Genomic DNA, 7316 nt, shown 5'->3' with positions numbered 1-7316 from the left:
TGTGTATTGCAGCGTTTATGATAAAAATTTCGCTTTGTGTTTTAACCTCTATTTCTATTTGCTCATTATCCTCATACCCACTCGTAACAATATGTAAATTCATATCATTGCTATGTCTTGAATCTTCGTCCTCTAATTTTATCATTTCCTCCCCATAGCTAAAATACATTTCTAATATTTCTTTTTGTGAATCTTGCGTGGATTGTGAATTGCTAGAATCTGTGTTTGATTGTGAGTTAGATTCTGCATTAGATTTGCTTGTAGATTCTGCATTCCCGTTGTGATTTTGTGTATTATCAAAATCTGCTATGTCTTCATCTAGCTCGAAAATATCCTTTGCTTTTGGCTCGTCTTGCAGGATTAGCGGTGAGCCTTTGTCAGTGATGACTTGTGAGATGGCTTGGGCTAGGACTATTTTTTGATTGTTTATTTCTAGCATTGTAGAGCAAATAGAGTTTGGGATATTGACTAATTTTGTGCAAGGGCTAGGCACACCTGCGATATTATTCGTGCAGCCTATAATGGTGGCATTTGCTAAATCGCCCAAACTTATCATTCCTGCGTCATTGTTGCTAGAATCTTGCACACACATTATATCTTTTGTGCTTGATTGAAGTAGGATTTTGCCTTTATGAGCGCATTCTATGGAGTCAGATTCTAGCAGTGGATTTAGCTTTGGCATAATGATTTGTCCTTTGAATTTTTAATTCCTATGTAAATTTATTTTAGATTTTCCTTCATTTCATCTTAAACATTTTAGATTCTTTACTCACACTCTTTGCAGTATTTTTTTATGATTCTCTCCACTTCGGCGTTGTATTCAGGAGATTCATACATTTTTAGACATCTTTTGGTAATCCCTCCTATCAATGCCAATTCTCGCCGTTTTTCTGGGTATTTTGGAATGTGCGCTCCTTGTTCATCGACATACTTTTTTAATTCCGCGAAGCCTTCGTCATTAAAATCCAAAGTCCTGCATACACTTTTTAGCGACAAATCGTGATATTGAGGATTTTGCAGTCTATCAAGCAATGATGTTGAAAAGCAATAAGCAAGCCCATAAGATTTTAAATCTGGTGTGGCGCAGTATATTTTGTTGCAGTGCCCATCGTAATATTGCTTTTTGAATCTATTGCAGATAGTCGCTTCTGCAAAACATATAGTATAGTTTATGCAGGCAATCATTGCAATATGCAAAATCTTAGTATATTTTTTCATTGGAATTTTTTATGATAATTGCCAAAAGCAAATTTCTTTAACGATAACTTTTTTGTTATTGCTAGCTAAATAATCATCTGCACCATATGCCACATCAACAAACTTTTGCCCATCCCATAAAGTAGTGTGCCCTACCGCATCATGAAAGCCAGCTATATCCATTGTAACAATCCCTTGTTTGCCTAGTAGTTTTGCCTTAAATTCAATATTTTTATCTCTGATTTTTTTAAATTCTGATAGATTGTCTAACATGGTAATGTCCTTAATGTTTTTATAATCATAAAATGAATAGTAAAACTTATCAGTTGCGTCTTTGTTAAATGGTATTATTCCCCAATTTTTTATCAATAGATTTTTTATATCTATAGAGCTTAAATAATATGCATGAGCGTCTTTTCCTAAACGCTCTCTGCCAACTATTTTATTTTTTAAATTTTTTAATTGCATACCACCGTAATTGAATGCAAAGCTAACTCTTAAGGCGCAAGTATTGCGATATACTTTATTTTTCGTTGTGTCGTTTATGTAGTCCAACAACGGTTCCCCTCCAACCATAGCATATCTAGCATCTATGTAATTAAAATTGTCAATATATCTTTTATCCAACTTCACATTATGCTTCTCTATGTTTTTTTGAAAATCTAGCTTTAATTGCTCCCATTTTTTGAGATTTTCGACATTTTCTTTTATTGTTTTTTCAAAATTTTCGTTTATAGAGGTTATTTTCATATACGATTCAGCAATTCTACAAAATCTAGGTCTTGTTATATTTAATTTGTTACTTAAGTTTTTATAAGTTACTCTCCAAGTCGCCATTTTTACTCCTTATTTTTTGTAAATACATTATATATCACTACTTCGCCACTTTCATTTACATTGCCACTTACATTGATTGTCCTGCCATCGTCAGATTCTAGTGTAATTTCTATTGATTCACCTAGCTTGTAGCCCTGTGTAACGATATGCAAATTCACATCGCTTTCTATTTTGTAATCTGTTTTGATTCTCTTACACTCCTCCCCATAGCTAAAATACATTTCAATGATTTCTTTTTGGGATTGTGAATTGCTAGAATCTGTGCTTGATTTTGAGTTAGATTCTGCATTAGATTCGTTTGAATATTCACTAGATTGGCTTGTAGATTCTGCGTTTTTCATTGCCATTTTTCGCATTATCAAAATCTGTTATATCCTCATCTAGCTCGAAAATATCCTTTGCTTTTGGCTCGTCTTGCAGGATTAGCGGTGAGCCTTTGTCGGTTAGGACTTGTGAGATGGCTTGGGCTATGATTATTTTTTGATTGTTTATTTCAAGCATTGTGGAGCAAATCGAAGTGGGAATATTTACTAATTTCATACAAGGGCTAGGCACACCTGCGATATTATTGGTGCAGCCTACGATAGAGGCATTTGCTAAATCGCCCAAACTTATCATTCCTGCGTCATTGTTGCTAGAATCTTGCACACACATTATGTCCTTTGTGCTTGATTGAAGCAAGACTTTGCCTTTATGAGCGCATTCTACGCTATCTGTTTCTAATAGCGGATTTGGCATTGGAATCCTTTTTATATTTTTTGGCTTTTTGATTTGATTTTTAGATAATCATCTGCTAGATAATCTTTTAACAATGTTTTTTCCATTAAATCCCTTAGCTGAATATATAATATTTTTGCATTATTTTTCATATTTTTTTCCTCAAAGGCATTAGCCATCTCCATCAGCGCATTTATGTGCGATGAAGTCGAATCGCTATTATTTTTGGCATTCATATCTAACAACATATCATTTAGATTCATCGATTTTTCTTTGCTTTTATTATGTTTATCTGCTTTGTGTTCGACTTTAGTATTTTGTCTTGCAAAATACTCATAAAGGCGCGATTCACACATAGATTCGCCATCTATAAATTTAAGATTTACAATCTCTTTAAACTTTGTAAGAAAACTTCCCACTAAAATTTGGAGTAGATTTGTAGCATTTATTAGTTTTTGCTCTTGCAAAAAATCACAAAATCGCCTCAATCCCTCTATCCAAAATGGATTTAGGGCGAGATTTGACATAAAAAGTTTGATTTGCTCTAGCGCATTAGAATGCTTTGAATCTAGCATTTGGATTAGATTTTGGCTTGGATATTTTATTTGGGTGATATTTTGACTATGTGGCGGGAGCGTTTTGATTCTGCCCCACATTGCTTCTATAAACATAGCATAGGCGTTAGGGTTGCCTATATCGCGCTCTAAAATCTCAAAAGCTAAATTATTCAAAAAATCCCTATATTCTCTATTGCTTAATTGATTCAAAGCAAGGGTATTTGGGGTTTTAGATTGGGCTTGTTGTGGTGAGTCTATGACTGTGTCGCTTTTGTGCGTTTGCTCTTTTTCGCAAATGGGTTGAAAATCACATTCTAATAGTTTGCCTAAATTTTGAAATGTCCTGTTGAAATTTTCTGCTAACGCGGAATCTAATAAATGAAGATTATTTGCTTCTATTATGAAAGATTCGATGATATTTTTTAGTTTCTTTTTTTGATTTTTTAAGTCGCTTGGCTGTTTGGATAGATTGTTTGGTTTATCTTGTAAAATATCAGCTAATGCTACAAATAGCTTATTTGCCATATCAAAGTTTTGTTTTAGCGCAACGCAGGATAAAACAAAATAATTGCAAATTTTCATATCCATAGAAAAATTTTGCAAAATCTCTAAGCAGTATTCATAGACTTTGTCCCACTTTATGTGTTCGTGGTTTAGCGTCTTGTATTTAGACATCTCGTTTTCAATGAGATGATAGGTTTCTAAATGTTCCAAATTTTGACTAAAATGATTGCAAAAACACATCTTTACATTCCGTAAATATTGTAAATTTATTAAAATTTTAGCATTTAAATACTAGAATATTATCAAAATCTAACCCCCAAAGGTCAATATTTTGAAATACAGGCAAGTTTTTAATATGTCGATTGTTTTATTGTGGTGCTTTTTGTTTTCGGCTTGTTCTAGCACCGTTAGCATAAAAATTAACAACATCGAAAATTCAAATCTAAACAATAGATCTGATGATGTCCCTGTAACGATTGTTGTTTATAAACTAAACAATATTGAGAAATTTATAGATTCAAGTGATAAAGATTTAATCACTAGAGAAGATGGCGCACTTGGCAAAGACAAAATCGATTCAATGAAATTGCAAATCGCCCCCAAAAATGAAATCATAGCCCTAAAAATTAAAGATAAAGAAGTTCCATATATTGGTATTTTGGCATTATTTGCAAATGATGCGCTTAGAACAACTAAAGTTTGGGTAAAAACAAAAAAAGTAAAAGGATTGCGGAATAAAAAGGTGGTAAAGTTTGAGATTACACAGGAAGGGATTAAGCGAATCTATGGAGTAAAATATGGCAAATAAATTAAAAGTCGCGTGGTTTAATGGCTTAAATATTCAAAAGATTCATTTTGAACAACAAGAGCGATATTTTGAGCGCAACATAGACACCAAAACTATTGCCATACAAAATAATCTTTATGGCATTATGGATATAAAATTTTCGAGCGAAATGCTTATGCAGGGCAAAATTGCATTAGAAAAAGTCATAGGAATCGCTAAAGATGGCAGTATTTTTGATGCTCCAGAGCAGGATTTATTGCCAGAAGCATTAGAGGTAAATTATGAATCATTAGAAAATTCCATTGTAACGCTAAAGATTCCGCTAGGTGCTACTAGCATTGCTGATATTGCTTTGCATAATAATTTTGCTAATTCAAAATACATAACCACACGAAGTATCATCGCTTCGCGCATCTATGACGATAGCCAAAATACTCCAAAAGAGCTGCTTGATGAAAGGGATGAGCAAAATATTACCTTTACCCAAGAAAAAACAAATCTAACTCTAGCAAGCATAAGGCTAAAACTTGGGATTTTAGGCGACTCTACCCCTGATGAATTAGAGATTCCTATCGCTAAGATTAAGCATATAGATTCTAATAAAAAAGTCCAATTAGAGGAAAATTTTATCCCCACATATTTAAATATCAATCAAAGCCCGATTATCAAGGCATTTTTGGAGGAAACGCTATTTTCTATCAAGCGACATAAGGAGATTTTAGGCGAGATTTTTAAAGGCATTGACCAAACAAAAAATACGCTAGATTTTAGCACTTACTTGTCTTTGAATCTGCTTAAAAAATGGTTTTTGATTTTTTCTGCGCTTGCAAATAAAGAAAAACTCCACCCAGAATCTTTGTATGACAAACTTGTGGAATTTCAAGGTGAGATTGGCGCATTTGGCACAGAAGATTCACTGCTAGATTTTATCCCTTATAATCACGATAATTTAAACGCAACATTTTTGCCACTAATAAATAATCTAAAAATTCTATTTTCAAAAATTACTTCTCCAAGGTATTCGATGGCAAAAATCATCGATAATGGCAATGGATTCTATGATTTTATGTTTGATAATGCAAAAATATTGGAAGAAGCGGAGATTTTCATAGCGGTAAATGCCGATGTGAGCTATGAATATTTGCTAAAAAATTTCAAATCTCAAAGCAAGATTCACACACAAAGCAATATCAAACACATAGTCGTAACGCAGCTAAAAGGGCTAAATATTACACAGATTCCAAATGTGCCTTCAGCCCTCCCATATCTAAATGGCTATGTGTATTATAAACTTGATAAAAAAGATGAGCTATTTAAGCATTTTAAGGGAGAGAGTGTCATAAGCCTTTATCTTACGCACAATATTAAGAGCCCAGATATAAAAATGTGGGCTGTATTTTAAGGAAACATAATGGAATCTAGCGCAGAATCAAAAGAGCTTGGATTGCTTGCTAGCTCGGATTTGAGCGGGCTAACAAGCAATAAGGTTGTGGATTATTGCATCGAAATGCTACTTTTTGCCTCTCGCGTTTCAAAGGTTAATAATTTAGACATAAGTATCATAGAATCGTTAAAAGAAAAAATGGTAAATGATATTTTGATTTGGAGCTCTAAACTAAGTGCCACAAAAGAATATGACGAAAAAGATATTATCAAACTTCGATATTGCCTTTGTGTGTTTATCGATGAAATGCTAATGAAAAATGAGCTTTTTATGAATAGCTCTTGGGCGAATAATACTTTGACCGTGCGTTTATTTGATGAGATTTTAGGTGGTGATAATTTCTATGATATAGCACTCTCGTGGCTAAATAATCCGGCCAAAAATAAGGATTTTTTAGAGTTTGTCTATGCTTGTTTGGTGTTAGGTTATAAGGGCAAATACACTAATAGCCACAATGTCGAGGAACGAATCTTATATTTTTGCAACAACATATCATCTGCACTCACTCCACTATATGAAGTTAATAGCGAGCTAGCATTTAATAAGGCTTATGATGTAGCCATAAAAACAAGTGCGTGGCAGAATTTTCAAAAAATATATCTAAAAAAGATTTTGGTAGCTCTGCCAATATGTATCGTGCTAATCGTGTTTGCTTATAACGCATTTGATTTAGAATCCTACAACACACAAATTCAAAATAAAGTAAGCAAGGTGATTCACCAATCTAGTTTATCTAATAAATGAACTTTGATTTATGATTACACCAACGAAAAACAAATATATTACCATATCAAGAGTTAGTGAAGCCAACACATTTAAGCATTGATTGCATTAAAAAACTTCATTTTAGGTGAAATAATCAAGTTAGTAAGATTTTGATACAAAATCTTTGCACAAAGATTAAAATAACCAACTTAAAATTTTAGCAAGTGTTATTATATTATCATTGTAGGTTACATTGTCATTTTTAATGATAATGTAATTTTAATTTGAAATGTGAATTATGATTACATTGCGCTTATAGATTGTTTCGTTCTCACTTTGTGCAATATAATAATATAAGCAGAGTTATGTTGCTCTGCTTATGCGTGCGCGAGGCACGCAACGCAAAAAACTATATACCCCTCTTATTATTTACAATAACATTGTAAATAATACTCATACGCACCTTGTGCTATTAGGCTTACGCTGAAGCTAGGCTAACGCGGGGTATATAGTCGCCTCACTCGCTCGGTAACCGCTCCGCGCTTACCTCATACCGCGAGGCTAATGC

8 protein-coding genes and 1 pseudogene are annotated in these 7316 nt (G+C 33.3%); 3 read left to right on the top strand and 6 right to left on the bottom strand.

The features are described from left to right. The 6 genes and pseudogenes from ACWIX0_RS12470 to ACWIX0_RS12445 form a co-directional block, all read right to left on the bottom strand. Window positions 1–682, bottom strand: a pseudogene (locus ACWIX0_RS12470) (T6SS effector amidase Tae4 family protein); the annotation flags it as partial. 83 nt (window positions 683–765) lie between these two features. After that, the gene (locus ACWIX0_RS12465; protein ID WP_454174313.1) at window positions 766–1218 is read right to left on the bottom strand and encodes a hypothetical protein; all 453 of its coding nucleotides are present in this window, start codon (window positions 1216–1218) and stop codon (window positions 766–768) included. A gap of 9 nt (window positions 1219–1227) precedes the next feature. Continuing rightward, on the bottom strand, window positions 1228–2034 hold the full coding sequence (locus ACWIX0_RS12460; protein WP_454174312.1) for a T6SS effector amidase Tae4 family protein: 807 nt from the start codon (window positions 2032–2034) through the stop codon (window positions 1228–1230). A 2-nt stretch (window positions 2035–2036) separates the two neighbouring features. Continuing rightward, on the bottom strand, window positions 2037–2381 hold the full coding sequence (locus tag ACWIX0_RS12455; RefSeq protein WP_454174311.1) for a hypothetical protein: 345 nt from the start codon (window positions 2379–2381) through the stop codon (window positions 2037–2039). Next, the gene (locus ACWIX0_RS12450) at window positions 2344–2772 is read right to left on the bottom strand and encodes a hypothetical protein (RefSeq protein ID WP_454174310.1); all 429 of its coding nucleotides are present in this window, start codon (window positions 2770–2772) and stop codon (window positions 2344–2346) included. The genes ACWIX0_RS12455 and ACWIX0_RS12450 overlap by 38 nt, the downstream gene beginning before the upstream one ends. Before the next feature lie 11 nt (window positions 2773–2783). Then, window positions 2784–3983, bottom strand: coding sequence for a type VI secretion system domain-containing protein (locus ACWIX0_RS12445; protein WP_454174309.1), 1200 nt, complete (start codon window positions 3981–3983; stop codon window positions 2784–2786). A gap of 160 nt (window positions 3984–4143) precedes the next feature. Here ACWIX0_RS12445 and tssJ point away from each other — a divergent pair, with 160 nt between their 5' ends. From tssJ to icmH, 3 genes are read left to right on the top strand one after another with little or no spacing between them, the layout of a single operon-like run. Beyond that, window positions 4144–4620, top strand: coding sequence for a type VI secretion system lipoprotein TssJ (gene tssJ / locus ACWIX0_RS12440; protein ID WP_454174308.1), 477 nt, complete (start codon window positions 4144–4146; stop codon window positions 4618–4620). After that, on the top strand, window positions 4610–6001 hold the full coding sequence (tssK, locus tag ACWIX0_RS12435) for a type VI secretion system baseplate subunit TssK (RefSeq protein ID WP_454174307.1): 1392 nt from the start codon (window positions 4610–4612) through the stop codon (window positions 5999–6001). Before tssJ ends, tssK begins: the two co-directional genes overlap by 11 nt. 9 nt (window positions 6002–6010) lie before the next feature. Further along, window positions 6011–6787 (top strand): type IVB secretion system protein IcmH/DotU, encoded by a 777-nt coding sequence (gene icmH / locus ACWIX0_RS12430; protein ID WP_454174306.1) that lies wholly within the window; start codon window positions 6011–6013, stop codon window positions 6785–6787. The last annotated feature ends 529 nt before the right edge of the window (window positions 6788–7316 follow it).

This window comes from Helicobacter sp. T3_23-1059 (genome assembly GCF_053654515.1).
This window is presented reverse-complemented; position numbering and strand designations above follow the sequence as displayed.

Coding starts and splice junctions, on each gene's coding strand:
- ACWIX0_RS12465 (WP_454174313.1), bottom strand. CDS start 1,218: ATGAAAAAATATACTAAGATTTTGCATATTGCAATGATTGCCTGCATA.
- ACWIX0_RS12460 (WP_454174312.1), bottom strand. CDS start 2,034: ATGGCGACTTGGAGAGTAACTTATAAAAACTTAAGTAACAAATTAAAT.
- ACWIX0_RS12455 (WP_454174311.1), bottom strand. CDS start 2,381: ATGGCAATGAAAAACGCAGAATCTACAAGCCAATCTAGTGAATATTCA.
- ACWIX0_RS12450 (WP_454174310.1), bottom strand. CDS start 2,772: ATGCCAAATCCGCTATTAGAAACAGATAGCGTAGAATGCGCTCATAAA.
- ACWIX0_RS12445 (WP_454174309.1), bottom strand. CDS start 3,983: ATGTCTAAATACAAGACGCTAAACCACGAACACATAAAGTGGGACAAA.
- tssK (WP_454174307.1), top strand. CDS start 4,610: ATGGCAAATAAATTAAAAGTCGCGTGGTTTAATGGCTTAAATATTCAA.
- icmH (WP_454174306.1), top strand. CDS start 6,011: ATGGAATCTAGCGCAGAATCAAAAGAGCTTGGATTGCTTGCTAGCTCG.